This is a genomic window from Nocardia asiatica NBRC 100129, from assembly GCF_000308415.1.
In the GTDB taxonomy this organism is placed as follows: domain Bacteria; phylum Actinomycetota; class Actinomycetes; order Mycobacteriales; family Mycobacteriaceae; genus Nocardia; species Nocardia asiatica.
On sequence record NZ_BAFS01000422.1, the window covers coordinates 1 to 16356 of the forward strand.

Consider the following 16356-nt stretch of genomic DNA (forward strand, 5'->3'; position numbering starts at 1 on the left):
GGCGCGGAGGGCAGTCGCGAGCGACCGTTATGTATGTTCTCCGCCCGAGACAGCATATTCAGCCCGGGCGGCGGCAGTGCTGTGGACCCCAGAGTGTGTGGGTCTGGCTGCGATCGGGATCAACAGCGTTCTGGTTGGCGAACTCGAGCGCTGGAGGCGGATAGCGGTGGCATCGGCGACGTCGGCTGCTGCTGTCGGGTGCGGAGCGGAACTGCTCGCGATGCCCGGATCGCGGATGTCGGCTGGCCGGGATGCAGGGTCGACCAGTGCGGGGCTGCCGTTGCATCTGTCGCCCGGTGTGGCGTGCCGGTATTGGCGGAGTCCAAGGTCGGCGAACAGATGCATGCTTCTGCGGCTTGACCGCGAGATCCGCCGTGCTTTACCGTGCAATCGGACCGTAATGAGACTCGTCGGTCCGAAATATGGACCAGGTGAGGTAGGTCGAACGCAACGAAAATTGGGCGGTTCTTGTTCGGGGCACACCCTGGATACGGCAGGGGCTCAGTGCGACTCGGTCGAGAGACGACACGATGGGAATGGCGAGATGGAGTTCTGGACGCCGGGCAGAGCGAGTGGCACGGTGCATCGGCGGCAACGACCGGCGCTTCTCGGCGCGCGCGAAGGAGCGACCAGTGACTGCTGAATTACTGCGCCGCCAGCGGTGACTCGCGACGGCGAGTTCGAACGCAACGACATCTTCCTGGCCGGTCTCGATCACAAGATGGGACAACGGGGCCTGATGAACACGTTGCTGCACTTCGGCGAGGGGCGCATCGGCCCGACGGTTCGGCGGGAGCGGTCGGCTATCGCACGCGCGCGACACGCTATTCCTGGAGCTGGACACCCAGACCCCCTGACGTGCGGTGGCGACACCGCCGTCCGATACCAGGAATCTCCCAGACACTCGATGCCCCACTCTGACCGGCAAGGCGGGCGTGCGGCGTCCAGCTCCCATTCTCCATACGGCCATGCGGCCGACCAGAAAGGAAAGCGATGCTATCGAAGAAGGCCCTGGCTGGGCGCACTGTGTTCATGACCGGGGGAAGCCGGGGCATCGGACTGGCGATCGCCGTCCGCGCGGCCCGAGAGGGCGCCAATATCGCCTTCATGGCCAAGACCGATTCCCCGGACCCGCGATTGCCCGGAACGGTGCACACAGCCGCCACCGAGATCGAAGCGGCGGGCGGCCAGGCCCTGCCCATCGTCGGAGACATCCGCGACGACGAGGCAGTGGGCAGCGCGGTACGCAGCGCGGCCGAGCGCTTCGGCGGCATCGACATCGTCGTGAACAACGCTTCCGCGATCGCGTTGACCGGCATCGGTGAGCTGCCGGTCAAGCGGTATGACCTCATGCAAAACATCAACGCGCGGGGAACCTTCGTCGTCACCTCCGCCGCGCTACCGTACCTGCTCGAGTCGACGCACCCGCGGGTGCTGACGCTCTCGCCGCCGCTGAATCTGGATCCGATCTGGTTCTCCGAGTACGCGCCCTACACTGTCAGCAAGTATGGGATGACCATGCTGACCCTGGGGGTGGCCGAGCAGTACCGGGAGCGGGGAATCGCCGCGAACTGCCTGTGGCCGCGCACGCTGATAGCGACTGCGGCCGTGCAGAACGTCGTAGCTGGCGACGAAGGGATGCGGGCCGCACGCCGGCCCGAGATCATGGCCGACGCCGCTGCCCTCGTCCTTACCTACACCGCCGAGGAGGCCAGCGGCCGGTGCTTCATCGACGACGAGGTCCTGCGTGCCGCAGGTGTCTCCGATCTGTCGAGATATCTCCACGACGGAGCGACCGAGGACCGCCTAGAGACCGACCTGTTCTTATCGCCGATTCCATGACGCCGGTGATCGCTTGCGCGGGGGCGGCCGCTACGCGCGGGGGCCGCGCAGTCGGAGGAGACGGAGGTCACCTCCGCACTTGCCAGCTGAAGTATCAATAAATATTGTGTGATATGTCACTGTTGTAGCTGGAAAAGGGAAGATCGGTGGATCACCGTCTCGCGAAACCGCTGGCCGAGGCCAGCTCCGGCGCAAGTTCACGCGCGCCTCACCGGAAGGGATGCTGTTGTGACGATGTCAACCTCCAATGACATCAAGAGTGCTTTTCGGCAGGCGATGTCGGCTGTATGCACTCCCGTGTCGGTCGTGACCAGCTATATCGACGGACTGCCGTACGGAACGACGGTCAGCGCATTCAGTTCGCTGTCGATGGATCCGCCCATGATCCTGGTTTCGCTCGATCGGGCTTCCCTATTGCTGGAGACGCTCCAATTGGGTTCGGAGTTCGGTCTCAACGTGCTGGCCGAGACGCAGTCTGCCGTCGCTCTCCGCTTCGCCACGAAGGCGGGCACTGGGAAGTTCGCCGAGCTGGACTGGTTCCTGCACGGCGGAGTGCCGCGGTTGCCGGAGGTCGGAGTCTTCGTCGCGTGCCGGGTCGCCGACCTTGTTCCCGGCGGCGATCACGTCATAGTCCTGGGCGATGTTTTGACCGTCGACTCTGCCGAATCGGCCCCGCTCACCTACCACTCGCGGAAGTTCGGTACCCATGCCGCCGCGACCGGAAAGCTGATGACGCCCGCTACGTGCGCGGAGTCGGTGCAGCGCGCGGTCGCGGCGCTGGCGGCCGGCCGGATGGTCGTCGTGATCGACGACGTCGACCGGGAAGACGAGGGTGATCTGGTTGCCGCCGCGGAGTTGATCACGGAACGTCAGATGGCGTTCCTGGTGCGTCACACCACCGGGATCGTATGCGCGCCCATGCCCGCGGCCCGTGCCGACGCCTTGCAGTTGCCACCGATGGTTGCCGTGAACAACGACGCTCACTCGACCGCTTTCACCGTCAGCGTCGACGGCGCCGGAACCGGAACCGAGGTGTCGGCAGCCGCCCGTAGCGTCACTGTGCGGGCACTTGCCGCACAAACCACCCACCCGGAGTCACTGCGCCGTCCCGGACATGTTTTCCCGTTGCGTGCGCGTGACGGAGGAGTGCTGACCAGGGCGGGCCACACCGAGGCCGCGGTCGATCTACTTCAGCTGGCGGGACTGTCCGGTGTCGGGGTGATCAGTGAGCTGGTCAACGACGAGGGCAGCATGCAGACCCGGTCGCAGTTGCTGGAGTTCGCCGACCGGCACGACCTGCCGGTCCTCGATATCGCTGATCTCGTTCGCTACCGGCGCGCCAGTGAGCAACTCGTTGAGCCGGTGGCCGCAGCCTCTTTGCCTGTGTGAGCCGGCGACTTCCGCGCGGTGGCCTACCGGAACATTCTCGACGGCAGCGAACATCTCGCCTTGGTGATGGGGGACGTCGATGTCGTGACCCGCCCGGAGCGGGGCGTGCTGGTCCGCGTGCACAGCGAATGCCTTACCGGTGACGTGCTCGGCTCGCTGCGGTGTGACTGCGGACCCCAGCTCGAGCAGGCCCTGGACATGATCACGGCCGAAGGGTGCGGTGTCGTGGTGTATCTCCGCGTTCATGAAGGACGCGGGATCGGCCTGGGACACAAGATCCGCGCCTATGCCCTTCAGGAGCGGGGGCTCGACACTGTCGAAGCCAACCTCGAGCTCGGCTTGCCGGTTGATTCCCCCAGGAGGATCTGCTCAAAATGCCGCAACAGCCAGCGCGTCGGTCGAGCAGGCGTGTCCGCGAGCCCGGCCTTCCCTCCGCATCTCGAATGGGGCTTGACGGAGCCGAGCAGGGGCGGCCGACGAGTGGTGTTCGGCCGACCAGTCGTATCGGGACCGGCGTGACCGAGCGAGTCTGACAAAGTGGCACAACTGCCCTCTAAGAGGTAACGCGGTCCGCAATGCAGACCGCTGGCTCGATTGACGGAACTCTGTCATACTTAGGACCTCTCCGGTGCGGCGCCGATCCTAGGGGTCAACGCCCCATCTCTGTGAAGACAATGAGGTTTTCCATGATCGTGAAGTGTTCGCCGTCGACAAAACGGCTGGCGCGAGGGCCGTAGTTGCTCGTGTCGTGCGGTGCCACGGGTAGTCGCGTGCCGAAGGGTCTGTGGAAGTTCTGGCTCGGTGTCGCTCACGTCGGAGAATTCGACGGTGGTCGGTTTTTCCCTGCCGATCCTCTACCCGCGAAATGGAGCTGCGGTTGCCGGTCCGGTCATGCGTGCGATTCTACATGCGGCATTCGATATTCCAGACGGATGATACTGCTGACCGCGCGCTTTCGGTTCGCAATTTGCGCGCCCACTCGCTGTCCGATCGCTTATGGTGCTCGATTTTCGAAATATTACCAACTGCATGCGCCCGTTTCGCGCGGTATCCATTGCGGTGTGGCCTGAAATTGCTGCGGAGTGTGAGATTGTCTGCGGGACCCGGTCGGTAGACCTGGCATACCGCCGCGTCAGGGCGTAGCCGCGTGTACCAGCCGTCGGAAGCCGAATTGTACCGCGCTCTCATCGCGAGATCGTGGCGCTTCTGATCTCACAATGCTCGACAACTCGATTCACAATTTGCCTGTAACGCTGGATCGAGTTGTCGGTGCGCGCACTGCTCGAATGATGCCCGAAGCGGTCTCCGTAGAATTTGCAAATCCATTGACCGGATTGCGGACTCGAAGTTAACATGTGATCCGCACCACGGGGGACTGCAATTGATGAGGTATGATATGAAATTTCGCCTTCTTCCGTATTCGGCCATTGTTGCCGGAGTACTCTGCTGCGCAGCTTCGGCTGTGCTTGCTTTCGGGATAGTCCCCGCGATGGGCAAACTGCCGAGCAATCTGGACGTAACGGTCGAACTCGCCGGGACGGCGTCCATGCTGAATTCCGAAGCCATCTCGCAGGGGGATTTCGCAAACGTGATCGCGAAGGATGTCCCGATCACGGTGCAGCGGCACATCTACGTGTCCTCGGCGACCGCGGACACTGCGATCGCGCATGACGACGTCGTCGTCTCCGGCCCCGGCGGGATGAAAACAAAATCCGCGCATACCTACGCGGTGGATCGCGACGGACTCGGCAGCGGAACCGCGCCCTCGGGCACCGAGGTCGAAACCCACACCGGGCTGACCGTGGCCTATCCCGCCAATCCCCCCACCGATGATTCGATGCGTGTCTGGCACGCCGGTGTGCAGGCCGAGTTCCCGATGGCCTACAAGGGAAGTGACACCGTTCAAGGCCGGGAAGTTCGCCGCTACACCATCACCGCCAGCGGTCCGCTCAAGGATGCGGCCACCGCGGCGAGTCTGCCCCCGGCATTGCCGAAGCCGGTTGTTCAGCAGATGCTGCCGATTCTGGCTTCGTCCGCTCAGCAGGCGCTCGGCGCCGCACTGCCCACCGCTGGGGAGGTGATCCCGCTGTCCTATCGGATCACACAGACCATCGACCTCGGTATCGACGCCGAACTGGGACTGCCGCTCGACGGTGGGGATCGGCAGCAAATCATCGCCATCGCGCAAATCGGCGATCGCGCGATCGATCTCATGCCTGTCATGCAGACCGACACCAAGGCCACCGAGGCCTCGGTACAGACTGCCGCTGACCAGGCGCAATCCATTGGCAGCAAAGTTCTGCTCATCGGGACCATCACTCCGCTGGTCTTGTTCGGCATCGGTAACGTCCTGCTCGTCGCGGGCGGGGTGCTGCTGCGCCGACGAACGACTGCCGCTGAGACAGTGCGGGTCTGATTCCATTGCGGTTCCGGCGAATGAGATGAGCCATTCCGAGAGCGGTGGCGGGGTGCTTTGTCATCCCGCCACCGCTCGAAATTCGCCGAAAGACACCTTCCAGGCGGTGCGGAAGCTGACACCGCCCTTCGCTTCCGAGCGCCGGAGCGATTCGGCCTCGACGGCATAGGCGAGGTCGATATCCTTCGCGCCGATCAGGCTGCGCAACCGGCCCGACCAAACGCCGGGTTCGGAAAGGCGATTTCGATGCGGTCCGCAGCTCGGGCCGCGGCCGCGGTATCGGCAGAAGGGATCGTTTTACTCGGTTCCCTTCGTAGTCATGCCTGTACCGCGGTGACGACCGCGTAACCCGCGATCCAAGCCGGGATGGCCTCGCAGAAACGGCTTTTGAGCAAGTAGTCGCCGCTCCCGGCGAGCGCGGAGAACGCCGCGACCCAGGTGCGGACCTCGTGGGCGGAGCCGCCGCCCTGCTGGCCCATCCATTCGACGGTCCAGTCGTCGAAGGCCGGGAGATCATCCGCCTCGATGGTGTCCAGGAACTGGTTGTCCCAGTCACTGTTGATCGGCAGCATCATCCGGCTGATGCCAGCCACATAGTCGCGGCCGACCGAGGAAGTCGGCGCCGCAGTCGCTGGGGCGCGTGAACAGCAAGGGCTGTGCTACCAAGTTGAGCGACGCGCGCCTCGCTCATGCCCGTGGCTTCGGCGACGCGTCCCTGGGTCCATTCCTCGCTTCGCCCACCTCTCTGCGCGGAGACACAGAACCTGGCCAAGTTCGCGTTCGATGAGGTCCTGCGCTGGGAGTCGCCGTTTCAGACCTCTTTCCGGGCAACGTCACGTGATGTTGAGATCTCCGGGACTGTGGATCCCCGCACATTCCAAAGTCCTGCTGTTCCTGAGTTCGGCGAACCGCGACCGTCGACACTGAGGAAGCACCGCGGAACAGTTCGACATCAGCCGTCAGGGCGGCGGACACGTGCGTTCAGGATGGGCCTGCGCTCCGATCGATCTCATCCCCGGGGTCGATCCCGGATCGTCTTCGTCTCTGGAAAATCACCTCGCTTGCGCCGCGTGGCACGTTCCTGCGCGAACTCGTACGGTAAGTTGACGCGGCGCGTTGCATGGTGCGAAACTTTGGTCCACATTATGCACCGCCAGTTCGCATATGCTGGCGCGATCGTGAGGGAGACACTGTGAGCGACCAGCCGGCCAAGCGGACCGGTATGCAGTCGGTGCTGAAGTCTCTCGAGGTCCTGGAGGCGGTGGCGAAGTCGCAGCCCGTCGGTATCAGTGCGCTGGGCCGGGAACTGGACATTCCGAAGACGACGGTGCATCGGATTCTGCGCACATTGGCCGATGCGGGATGGGTGGCGCCGCAGGGCGCGCCGGGGGAGCAGCGCTGGGTGCTGACGGCGCGGGCGCTGGCGGTGGGTGCGAGTGTGATGAGCCAGGACGACCTGCGTGAGCGCGCGCGGCCTGTCATGGCCGAGTTGGGGGAGCGCACTGAAGAGAATATCCACCTGTCGGTGCCCGATGGGGATGTGCTGGTGCTGATCGAGCGGGTGCCATCGTCCCGGCCCGTGCAGACCGTGGTCAGCGTCGGTGAGCGAGCGCCGATCATCCTGACGGCGTCGGGTTGGGCCTACCTGTCGCGCCTGCCGGGAGCGGAGGCGGCCGCCCGGATCCCGGACGACATCGCCGTCGCCGACGGTGGGCACCTGACTCGTGAGGCGGTGCTGGCCGAGTTGCGTGATGCCGCGGCGCGTGGTTACTCCATGAACCGCGGCCGCTGGCGCAGCGATGTCTCTGCGATCGGCTCGGCAGTTTGTGATCGGCAGGGCCGGCCGATCGCGACGTTGTCGATCTCGATGCCGACATACCGGCTGACCGGCGATCTACCCGAGCTGTATGGAAGCCTGCTGGCGGCGGCCACGTCTCGCGTGTCGGCAGAGATCGCGCGAGGCTGACGTCAGTACCGGTGACCGCAGTGCGGTCGCTGGTACTCCTATCCCGGGCCGGCCAGTGCCGATCATCGGCCCCGGAACTGCGGCCTGCGCTTGGTCATGAAGGCGCGCTGGCCTTCACGCACATCCTCGGACGCCGCGCAGGCCGCGATGAATGCCGTTGCGGCGTCCAGATTTTCGACACCCGGTGGGCTCGGATCGCGGTCTTGGCGGCATGTACCGAGAGCGGCGCGTCGGCGGCGATGGTCGCCGCCAGCTCGCGGGTCGCCTCGGGCCAGCCGGTCCGCGGGGACCAGCCGGTTCACCAGCCGTGCCTCGTATGCCTCGGGGCAACGAAAGCTTCTCCGGTGAAGAGGATTTCGGCGGCCATACCCTCACCCACCGCGTGCACGAGGGCGTGGGTGAGCGAGACCGGGTAGCCGATCCCCAGCCGGGCGGCCGGAATGGCGAAGCGGCTGTCGTCGGCCGCGATCCGTATGTCGGTGGCCAGCGCCACAGCCATACCGGCGCCGAGGCAGTGGCCGTGGATAATCGCGATCAGCGGTGTGGACAGCTCACCCAGTGCCCCGAACAGGTTGATGACCGTCTCGTCGGCGATCCGCCGCGCATCCGCACTTGTTTGCTGGGATTCGAATTCGGAGATATCGCCGCCCGGCGGCGAAGGTCACGAATTCGGTAGCGCGATCGCCTGATTCGACTACACCTTGCGCCGGCTGTGTCCGGTGGTGGCAGGCCCCGGATATCGGCCGATGATTGGAGGTGGTGTGATTCACGTGGATACCTCAAAGCTGTTCGTCATCGCACGCGAGCACGGGGTCGACGCCGCGAACGAGCGTCTCGTGCGCGCGGTGCGCACCGCGGCCGAAGCCCGCACCGGAAAGGTGCTCCCGGTGAACGTGACCGGGGCGACCGGCGCCATCGCCACCGCGATGGATGTGCCGCTCCACGTCGTGCGCGGTTTCGAGGTGATGGCCCGCGCCATCGGCTTGGTCGGGCACCTCGTCGAAGAGGGGACGCAGCCGATCGCCAGGCAGATTTGGCGTGCGGCCGAGGAGTTGGCCACCCGCAGGTGACCCCGGCTCAGTTCATGATCGACCGGCTCTCGACGGTCCAGATTGTGCGCCCAAACCTGCAGCAGCCTCTGATGACCTCTGGCTTTCATGGCTTGCTTCCTCGGTTCTGGATGGGCCGTGCGGGGTAGAGCAGGCTTTTCTGAACCTTGCCCATCGCATTGCGTGGAAGGGATTCGACGCGGTGTATCTCTCGCGGCCGCTTGTGGATCGAGAGCGTCTCGGCAACGAAGTCGATCACAGTCCGTTCATCGGGCGGGTCGCCGACGACGAAAGCTACGATGCGTTGCCCGAGGTCAGGGTCAGCAACTCCGACGACCGCGGCCTCACTGATCCCGGGATGAGCCAGCAATGCCTGTTCGACTTCGCCGGCGCCGATTCGGTAACCACCGGATTTGATCATGTCCGTCGCCTCTCGCCCCGCTATCCGGTGGAAACCCTCCGCATCGATGGCCGCGATATCACCTGTCCGGAACCAGCCGTCGCCGGTCATCACCTCGGCGGTGCGTTGTGGATTGTTCAGGTAACCGTCGAATAGAACGGTGCCGTAAATTTCCAGTTGTCCCAGAGATTCTCCGTCGTGAGGACACAGATCGCCCGATTCGGCGCGCAGCCGCGTCCGTACTCCGTCGAGTGGAAGCCCGACCCAGCCCGGACGGCGCTCACCGTCGCAGCGGGCGCTCACCGTGATCAGTGTCTCGGTCATGCCGTAGCGCTCGACCGGCCGGACGCCGGTAAGTTGGGCCAACTGCTCGAAGACCGGTACTGGCAGGGGTGCGCTCCCGGATACCAGAAGCCGGGCGCTGGATAGTGCCCGCGCCGAATCGCGATCCGCGCACACCCGCGACCAAACCGTCGGCACACCGAAGTACAGGGTGCCGGCCGCCGCCGCGTAGCGGTCGGGTGACGGTCTCAGGGTGTGCACAAGGGGGGAGCCGACTCGGAGAGCACCCAGCACTCCGAGCACCAACCCATGCACATGGAACAGCGGAAGCCCATGTACGAGAACGTCTTCGGAAGTCCATTTCCACGCCGCGGCGAGCGCGTCGATGTCGTCGGCGACCGCCCGGCGAGACACCACCACCCCCTTGGGTGCGCCTGTCGTGCCGGATGTGTACATGATCAGCGCGGTGGCAGACAGATCCCGCTCGGGGTAGACAGTGGCCGAACGCGCGGTGGTCTCGATCGGCACCGCGGGCAGATCGAGACCCTGTCGCGATTCGCCGAGCCACAGTTCCGCATTCGAGTCGTTGAGGATGTGTGCCCGTTCGGTCGGACCGGAGTCGGGGGGTACAGGAACGACCGGCACGCCAGCCAGCAGACAGCCGGCAACGGCGATCACCGTGGTCACGTCTGCCCGAGCGTCCATAGCTACGCATCGGCTGCCGGTGATGCGGTCGGCCAACGCAGTGGCGGCGCCGTGCAGTTGCTCCCAACTCATCGACCGGTCGCCGATGGTCACCGCCGGGGTGGCCGAGTTTTCTCCCGCGTGCAGGGCGGTGAGCAGAGGCGCCGTTGTCCCCCTACCTAGCCTGTCCCCTTCGTGGCCCGAGCGGGCGTCGGCTGTGCCGGTTGGATTCATGACAAGTCCCTTCTCCACGCCGGACCCGAACAGGTCGTTCGGTCGGCCGATGCACTGGCAGACGAGTGCGTGGCTGTAATCGTTTCCGTTCGGGGTGAACGAGTATGTGGGTATGGCCTGCGGGCTCAACGTGACGTCGGCGCCGCGGATTCCGATGTCTGCGGCGCGGATCGCCGAGTCTCGGCGCTCACGATCGGGTTGGCCACCGTCCCCAACCGCTCCACCTCAACCTCCACGATGTCGCCGGGCTGCAGCAGCCAGGGCGGGTTTCGGGAATAGCCCACTCCCGAGGGCGTGCCGGTGGCCAGCAGGTCACCAGGATTGAGAGTCAGTGTGTGGGAGATCAGCGAAAGTGTCTCGCCCACCGTGTAAACCATCTCGTCGGTCGACGCGGACTGCACGACTGTCTCGTTGACTCGTGTCTCGATCCGAAGTCCGTTCCGCAGGTCGCCGACCTCGTCGGCCGGCACCATCGGGCCGAGCGGACCGGAACGGTCACCGTTCTTGCCCAGAATCCACTGCGAGGTCAGCTTTTGGGCCCGCCGCGAGGTGATGTCGTTGAAGACGGAGTAGCCCACAACGGCCGCCAGCGCTTCCTCCGGGGTGGCGTCGACCAGCGTGCTGCCAACCCAGGCGACCACCTCGCCCTCCCAGTCCAGCCCGTTTTCATTGCTCGGCACCGGGATCGGGTCTCCGTCGACGGCGAGCGAGGCGGGCCAGCGCGCGAAGAGCGTGGGGTACGGCGGAATCCCGTTGTCCTTGTAGTCCCCTTCCGCTACATGCGCCAGGTAGTTCAGGCCGATGCAGAACACCCGGGCACCGGGCAGGACCGGCGGGACCCGCCGCACGTCCGCCGCCGCCACACGGCGACCCGACGGTGCACGCCGGAGATGGTCACGCGGCGCCGCCCAGAAGTCCTCGAGCCTGCAGAGCGTGGTGATCGTGCTGCCGTCGGGGTCGAGTGTGCCGACCTCGACCTGGTTTTGGGAGTCGCAGACGCCGACGATTCGCGTGCTCACCGGGCTCCTCCTTGACGATGTGTGCTGATCCGGCATAGGTCGGTGATTCTCATGTGGTGAGCGCCTCGACCGGTAGCGACTGACAGTGCGCGGGAAAGATCAAGCACTCGACTGCGTCGATCACGACGAGGTCGCCGGCCTCGATGGTGCAACCGTGCACAACAATCGGAGTGTTGGTCCCGGTCGGGCGGTGCGCCTCGTGCCAACCACGGACCGGCGCCCCGCTCGAGGCGACCGCTATCGGTGAGGACGCGGGGGCTAGAGTCCCATCGGTCAGGATCCCGGCGACGTGCTGGGCCGCCAGCCGGGCGACGACATCCTTCGGGAGGGCCGCCGCGTCGGTGACGCCAACGACCTCGTCGGCACCGGCTGCCAGAAGCGGACCCAGGCGCGACGCGTCGTCCGTGCGCGTCGGAACTTGGCGCAGCGTGAGCGCGTGTCCCGCCACCGTGCCAGCTCCGGGGGCTATGCGAGCCGGCAACGATTGAACCCGCACGCCAGCGCGCTCGGCCACCGCGCGCGTTGCGGCGGCGGGGCGGGTACGCAGGCGCTGCCATACCGTCCGCGGCAGCGTCACCGGGCGCGGCGCCGGCGTGCCCATGGCATGCCCTCGGCCTGCTGGAGACCGCCGGGCGGGGCCGCGAGTGGCGACAGCGGCGCGTCGGATTGCGTGACGGTCGTCGTCACCGCGGACAAACCGACCAGCTCCACGGTGACCTCGTCTCCCGGCTCGACGATCCCTGCCCCAGCCGACGTGCCGGTCAAGATGACGTCACCGGCCTCGAGGGTCATGATCGCGGAGAGATCGGGCACATCGCCGTGTGCGATGGCCCGGCTCGGATAGTTCACGTGCAGCATGACCACCTTGGTGGTGCCGCGCAGCTGCTCGGGTAGCCGCGAGCGCCCTGTCCCCGTTGTCACGACGCCGACTCCGTGGCCGACTGTTCCGGCTCCGCGCGTTGCTCTTCGTGGTGGTCGTGGTGCTCCTCGTGCACGTGGTGCTCGAGAACGTGCTGCAGGAGCAGATCGGCACCGAAATCGTTGTCCGGGTCTCGCCACACCGTGTGGATATGATTCGCATTGTCCTCGCTGTTGTCGAACTCGATCAGCGTGCGGGGACCTTGGATGCGGTAGTAGTGACCATGTTCGTAGTCGGTTCCACCGGCCCAGGCAAAGTGCAGCGCGGCGCGGCTCGCGTGGTCGATCACTGCCCATTGGGCAGCGGCCTGATCCGGTTTGAGCCGGTCGATGTAACAACTGAGCAGCGCATCGAATGCCCTCTTCGCCCGCTCCGTCATGCTGCCCCGGCAAAGACCACGCGGGTGAGCCTTCAAGTAACGCAGCGCCCGGCGATCCTCCTCGGTGATGGTGAGGTCATACCGACCGACGACATGGCTGCCGGGTATTTCGACCTCACCGATGCGACGGACGCTCTTGGTGACGAAGTCGGTCGGCGAGACGGGATGGATCACAGCCTGCGACCGAGCAGTCTCCGAAAAGGTCCGAGCAGCGCGAAACCGAGATCCTCCTCGTCCGCCAGGTGGCGCAATGTCCCGAATCTACCCGGCTCGGCGCCGATCATCATCGGAGTGGCGGCCAGCCAGCGTTGCTGAACGAAGGTGAAGTTCAGCGAGAGGTGATGGCCCACGATGCGCCAACCCCAGGTCCGGTCACATTGCGGCTCGCCGAAGAAGCTGAAGAAATACCCACCCGGGTCCCGGAAGTCGGCGGTGCTGAGGCCGAAGATCGGCGCCTGGATCTGACGCAGAATGTGCTCCAGGTTCATCGTGGCGACTGCCTTGGAGTATGCCTCGGCGGTCAGGCACTCGCCGACCAGCTGGTGGACCATGATCTGCTGACGGTGGGTTATATCCCGCAGCGGGAGGCCCCGACGCCCGCTGGCGGGCAGGAAGTCCCAGTTGTTCCGGTCTTCATGGTCGAACGGGAGGAGAACACGAGCCCGTTGCTCGGTGGTGAGGGCATCGAACAGCGTCATCGCCGCGAACAAGCCGAGCGTGCTGGAAAAGCCCCCACCTTCGGGGGCGTCGATTGTCGTCATGATGCTCCAGTTGCTAATGGGTCGACGCGGGCCGGGGTCCACGTTGTCGCGTCTTGACGTGATGCCCGGCCCAGCGAACAATACACCTATTGGTTAGGTTCATTAGGCTTAATACGGTAGCCGGCGGGGGAGGTGGTCACCGTGCTGGGTGAAGCGACGAGAATCGAGGGCGACATTCCGCCCGTCGACGCGGGGCCGGTGGGGCCGATGACGGCACTGCCTTTGGCGGGCCAGAGTGTTCCGAGGAAGGTTGTCGAGCGCCGCTCCCACGTCCCAAGGCACGCGCTGCTCTCGGTCAGCGCTCCGGCAGATGCCGACCCGGACGCGCTGGCGCTGAGGTCGGTGGCCACCCCGGGTAGGCTGACGACGCCGCCTTCGAACACCTGGCTCCGCATCGGGACGGGCACCGAGCAGGCCCACCTTAGACAATCTGGAGGACACCAATGACGTTGCCGGCGTTTCGTAGTCGCGCCGAGGAGGTCGTCGGGCACATCGAACGCCGCATCGAGATGGAGTCCCTCAAACCGGGTGACCGGCTTGGCACCCGCGACGACCTGCGCACCGAGACAGGAGTCGCCAAGGCCACGGTCAACGAGGCGATCAAGCTCCTTCAAGACCGGCAGCGGATCGTCGTGCGTCCCGGACCGGGAGGCGGCCTGTTCGTCGCGGCCGGTGATCCCGTCGTTCGCCTGGGCCGGACGCTGCTCACCGTCCGCAACGAGGCGAAGTCGGTAAGGGAGGCCATCGTGGTGCGCGAGCAGCTCGAACCCTTGATAGCGGCGGAAGCGGCACGCCTGCGCACCCCGGCCGATATCGAAGCCTTGCAGGCTCTCCTCGATACCCTGGCCGCCGCCCGCGACGACCTCGCTGCGTTCGTGCGCGCCAATTGGGACCTACACGTGCGTATCGCGGCGATCGGCAGCAACGAGATCCTCCGCAGCACCTATATCGCTCTCTATGAGTTCGTGAACCAACTGGCCCTGGTCGAAACGCAGCCGCACGACGCGCCATACATCGCCGAGCGCTTGCGGGTGCACCAGGATCTTGTCGCGGCGATCATCAAAGGGGACGAGACTTCGGCCACCGCGGCGGCCGAGCGGCATCAGCACCACACGAAGTCGCCATAGGTTCGGTCGACCACAGACGAAGGCCATGGTTCGACGAGGCGGCCGAGGCCGGTGAAGAGGCGAGCGAATCCGCCGCCAGCCCGGAGACAAACCAGCCACCTACCCGGGTTTCTCCGGGGGCAGGCACAAAGTATTTGGTCGTATTGCTGATTGGTCCATTTGGTGCTCTCGACAGCACCAATACTCCGGGGAAGGGTGAGTCGGTTGCGGACGGCGGCGTAGCCCTCGAGCAGATCGGCCGCGAATCCTTGAAGTTGGCACTTCAGCGTGCACTGTGGCAATCGGCCGGTGATTCTGTGCCCGCACGTACGCCCGCGGCGGCCGCCTCGCCGCGCGAAGAGACGCCGAGGTTGCGGAACAGTGCGGCCATGTGAAATTTGACCGTGCCTTCAGCCACGCCCAGCTCGGAGGCGATGGATTTGCTTCGCTTACCGGCCACCACGAGAGTCAAGACCTCGTGTTCGCGACGGTTGAGCCGGGCCAATTCCTTTGCGGACGAACTCTTTGAGCGAGAATCCGGGCCGTCGTGCCCGGTCCGGAACAAGTTCCGGTGATGGTGCCACGAGCAGCTTTCGGGCGGCGAGATGATCCGCTGGAGCGCCGACGCTCTCCACCCGGACCAGGTGGGCTGTCTTGAGGTTCTGCCCGCCGGGTGGCTCTGTCTCACATTCGGTGGGAGCGCGTGGTCTGGGGTAGAACCACCGGCTCGTGGATGTTGCCTATATTTCTGTGCGCGTGGCGTTTTCGGGTCTGTCGCCGTCGGTCGTGGAGGATGTGGTGGCCGAGGCGGATCGCATCGTGGTGCGGGCCAGGACGCCGGATGGTGCGGCCGCGTGTCCCGGATGCGGAGCGGAGTCGAGCAAGGTCCACGGGTATCACCTGCGCACGGTCACTGATGTGCCACTCGATGGCTGACCGGTAGTCATCCGCGTACGAATTCGGCGGCTCGTGTGCCCGACCGTACTGTGCCGGAGCACGTTCCGCGAGCAGGTACCCGGCGTCCTCGAACGTTGTCAACGACGCCCCACACGCCTGACCACCCAACTGCGCGCGGTCGTGCGGGAACTGGCCAGCCGAGCGAGCACCCGGCTGTTGTCGATGAGTCATCGAGAAAGTGGTGGTCGCCCACAGTGCATGCTGGTCGACTGCGGCGCCGAAGTATCGGCAGCTCAAGGGCGGACTCACCACTTCGCAGCGCTGGCACGCCGTCCACGATTTGCTCGATCAAGGGGTCGGGTTGCTGGACTGCTCGCGCCGGCTCGGGGTGTCGCTGAACACCGTTAACGCTACGCTCGCTCGCCCGAGCCGGACCGTTTGCGCCGGCCACCGCAGTACCGTCCCTGCTTGGTCGACCCCTACCGTGACCACCTTCGCGCACGACGCGCCGCCGACCCCGGCGCGCCGGTCCTTCAGCTGTTCGCCGCGATCAAAGCGCTGGCTATACCGGCGGTCTTAACTTGCTCTACCGCTACGTCAACCAGGGCCGCCTCGACGGCGACCGAATCGCCCTCGCGCCCCGGCGCGTCACCAGTTGGATCCTGACCCGTTCCACCGAACTACCCGACACCCGCCGCGCCCACCTCGATGCGATCGCCGCCGCGTGCCCCAAGATGACCGCCCTGGTCGCCCTCGTCCCCGAGTTCGCGGACCTCATGACCGAGCGCCGCGGCGGTGACCTCGACAGCTGGGTCAAGCATGTCCGCGAGGCGGGCCTGACCGAACTCGAACCCTTCCTCAGCGGCCTCGACCAGGACCACGACGCCGCCGTCGCCGGTCTGACCCTGCCCTACAGCAACGGCCCCGTCGAAGGCGTCAACACGAAAACCAAACTGATCAAACGACAAATGTACGGTCGCGCGGGATTCCCCCTCCTCCGCCACCGCATCTTC

At 65.6% G+C, this 16356-nt stretch carries 12 protein-coding genes and 5 pseudogenes; 8 read left to right on the forward strand and 9 right to left on the reverse strand.

What is annotated here, in order from left to right; all coding sequences use genetic code 11:
- Positions 1 to 993 precede the first annotated feature (993 nt).
- The 4 genes and pseudogenes from ON27_RS31545 to ON27_RS31555 all read left to right on the forward strand — a co-directional run bounded on the left by ON27_RS31545 (position 994) and on the right by ON27_RS31555 (position 5647).
- On the forward strand, positions 994 to 1842 hold the full coding sequence (locus ON27_RS31545; protein ID WP_043735904.1) for an SDR family oxidoreductase: 849 nt from the start codon (positions 994 to 996) through the stop codon (positions 1840 to 1842).
- A gap of 276 nt (positions 1843 to 2118) precedes the next feature.
- Positions 2119 to 2532: pseudogene (locus tag ON27_RS43410) on the forward strand (flavin reductase family protein); the annotation flags it as partial.
- Between the two features lie 39 nt (positions 2533 to 2571).
- Positions 2572 to 3585 (forward strand): annotated as a pseudogene (gene ribB / locus ON27_RS41790) (3,4-dihydroxy-2-butanone-4-phosphate synthase); the annotation flags it as partial.
- 1042 nt (positions 3586 to 4627) lie between these two features.
- Positions 4628 to 5647: a porin PorA family protein gene (locus tag ON27_RS31555; RefSeq protein WP_043735906.1), complete on the forward strand. Its 1020-nt coding sequence runs from the start codon at positions 4628 to 4630 to the stop codon at positions 5645 to 5647.
- A gap of 60 nt (positions 5648 to 5707) precedes the next feature.
- On the opposite strand, the gene ON27_RS43415 is transcribed toward ON27_RS31555, so the two are convergent.
- Positions 5708 to 5854 carry a hypothetical protein gene (locus ON27_RS43415; RefSeq protein WP_157227502.1) on the reverse strand — a complete coding sequence of 49 codons (147 nt, stop codon included), beginning with the start codon at positions 5852 to 5854 and terminating at the stop codon, positions 5708 to 5710.
- 110 nt (positions 5855 to 5964) lie between these two features.
- A pseudogene (locus tag ON27_RS31560) lies at positions 5965 to 6246 on the reverse strand (DODA-type extradiol aromatic ring-opening family dioxygenase); the annotation flags it as partial.
- A 593-nt stretch (positions 6247 to 6839) separates the two neighbouring features.
- Between ON27_RS31560 and ON27_RS31565 the strand changes: the two are divergent.
- Positions 6840 to 7613 (forward strand): IclR family transcriptional regulator, encoded by a 774-nt coding sequence (locus ON27_RS31565; protein ID WP_051047187.1) that lies wholly within the window; start codon positions 6840 to 6842, stop codon positions 7611 to 7613.
- Between the two features lie 298 nt (positions 7614 to 7911).
- On the opposite strand, the gene ON27_RS41795 is transcribed toward ON27_RS31565, so the two are convergent.
- On the reverse strand, positions 7912 to 8253 hold the full coding sequence (locus ON27_RS41795; protein WP_083887937.1) for an enoyl-CoA hydratase-related protein: 342 nt from the start codon (positions 8251 to 8253) through the stop codon (positions 7912 to 7914).
- A 130-nt stretch (positions 8254 to 8383) separates the two neighbouring features.
- On the opposite strand from ON27_RS41795, the gene ON27_RS31575 reads away from it, so the two are divergent.
- Entirely contained in the window at positions 8384 to 8683 is a 300-nt protein-coding gene (locus ON27_RS31575) for a citrate synthase family protein (RefSeq protein ID WP_218003078.1), read from the forward strand.
- A gap of 85 nt (positions 8684 to 8768) precedes the next feature.
- Here ON27_RS31575 and ON27_RS31580 read toward each other — a convergent pair whose 3' ends face one another.
- The 5 genes and pseudogenes from ON27_RS31580 to ON27_RS45960 form a co-directional block, all read right to left on the reverse strand.
- The gene (locus tag ON27_RS31580) at positions 8769 to 10187 is read right to left on the reverse strand and encodes an acyl-CoA synthetase (RefSeq protein WP_051047195.1); all 1419 of its coding nucleotides are present in this window, start codon (positions 10185 to 10187) and stop codon (positions 8769 to 8771) included.
- A gap of 200 nt (positions 10188 to 10387) precedes the next feature.
- On the reverse strand, positions 10388 to 11281 hold the full coding sequence (locus tag ON27_RS31585) for a fumarylacetoacetate hydrolase family protein (RefSeq protein ID WP_245560399.1): 894 nt from the start codon (positions 11279 to 11281) through the stop codon (positions 10388 to 10390).
- A 49-nt stretch (positions 11282 to 11330) separates the two neighbouring features.
- Positions 11331 to 11882, reverse strand: coding sequence for an RraA family protein (locus tag ON27_RS40245; RefSeq protein WP_157227505.1), 552 nt, complete (start codon positions 11880 to 11882; stop codon positions 11331 to 11333).
- Positions 11855 to 12202: a fumarylacetoacetate hydrolase family protein gene (locus ON27_RS31595; RefSeq protein ID WP_043735910.1), complete on the reverse strand. Its 348-nt coding sequence runs from the start codon at positions 12200 to 12202 to the stop codon at positions 11855 to 11857. The genes ON27_RS40245 and ON27_RS31595 overlap by 28 nt, the downstream gene beginning before the upstream one ends.
- A pseudogene (locus ON27_RS45960) lies at positions 12199 to 13340 on the reverse strand (DUF3500 domain-containing protein). The gene ON27_RS31595 and the pseudogene ON27_RS45960 overlap by 4 nt, the downstream one beginning before the upstream one ends.
- Before the next feature lie 443 nt (positions 13341 to 13783).
- Between ON27_RS45960 and ON27_RS31615 the strand changes: the two are divergent.
- Positions 13784 to 14467, forward strand: a complete 684-nt coding sequence (locus ON27_RS31615; protein ID WP_043735916.1) for a FadR/GntR family transcriptional regulator — start codon at positions 13784 to 13786, stop codon at positions 14465 to 14467.
- Between the two features lie 262 nt (positions 14468 to 14729).
- Here the strand turns inward: ON27_RS31615 and ON27_RS45460 are convergent, their stop codons facing one another.
- Complete coding sequence (locus tag ON27_RS45460) at positions 14730 to 15134, reverse strand: helix-turn-helix domain-containing protein (RefSeq protein WP_083887940.1); 405 nt, start codon at positions 15132 to 15134, stop codon at positions 14730 to 14732.
- Positions 15135 to 15175: 41 nt separating this feature from the next.
- On the opposite strand from ON27_RS45460, the pseudogene ON27_RS41805 reads away from it, so the two are divergent.
- A pseudogene (locus ON27_RS41805) lies at positions 15176 to 16356 on the forward strand (transposase); the annotation flags it as partial.